Below are 920 nucleotides of genomic sequence, written 5' to 3' on the forward strand. Positions count from 1 at the left end.
CTAGGCTTTGTACGAAAAGTATTGCCGCATGCAACGTAGGCTGCAGGCCAAGGTGACCATGGCTGCAAAGCTCTTGGCCAGCTTGTCATAGCGAGTGCCGATCCTGCGATTTTCTTTCAGCCAGCCAAACATCCGCTCAATGATGTTCCGTTGCCGGTATTTGGGCCGGTCAAACAGTCGGGGCAGCCAGGTCGAGGTTTGCGCGGCATAGCGCGCAATGGGATTACCGGCTGCATTCGGTAACGGTCGCAGTACTGGCGCAGGTGCTCGGCATCGTATCCCTTGTCAGCCAGCAACCACCGGCTACGTTTACGCGGTCGTCCTGGCTTGCCAGCAATTCTTACAGCATCCAGCAGCGGCTGAGCGTGGGAGACATCACTGGCTTGTCCTGGTGAAAGCCTGAAATGCAATGGCACGCCATTGGCATCGCACACCATGTGAATCTTGGTGGTCAGACCGCCTCGACTGCGCCCGAAGGCATGGTCTAACGGTTCTTCAGGCCCCCCTTTTTCCCGGCGCCTGAAGAGGCTCGGGTTGCTCGTACTGCGGTGGAGTCGATCATCCAGGTGTCCAAGTCGATCAGTCCTTCCCGGTTCAGCCGAATATGCAGACGCTCCAGTACTCGCTCGAATGTGCCGTCGTCGCGCCAGTCACGAAAACGCTGATACACCGTTGACCAAGGCCCAAAGCGTTCAGGCAGGTCGCGCCAGGGAGCGCCCGAGCACAGGATCCACAGAATTCCGTGGAGAACCTGACGATCATCGTTGCGAGGACGGCCCATTTTCTGTTCTGGAGAAACCAAATCCTTGATCAGCTCCCATGACGCATCAGAAAGTTCGTAACGCCTTGCCATACGGGCCTCCAACCGGTCATGGCGGCAATTTTAGCCACAACGACTTTTCGTACAAAACCTAATTCGC

The 920-nt window shown here is 56.8% G+C and carries 1 pseudogene; it reads right to left on the reverse strand.

The annotated features are described in order from the left end of the window. A pseudogene (locus B348_RS1000000131075) lies at positions 1–853 on the reverse strand (IS5 family transposase). Positions 854–920: the final 67 nt, after the last annotated feature.

The organism is Pseudomonas sp. CBZ-4, from assembly GCF_000346755.1.
In the GTDB taxonomy this organism is placed as follows: domain Bacteria; phylum Pseudomonadota; class Gammaproteobacteria; order Pseudomonadales; family Pseudomonadaceae; genus Aquipseudomonas.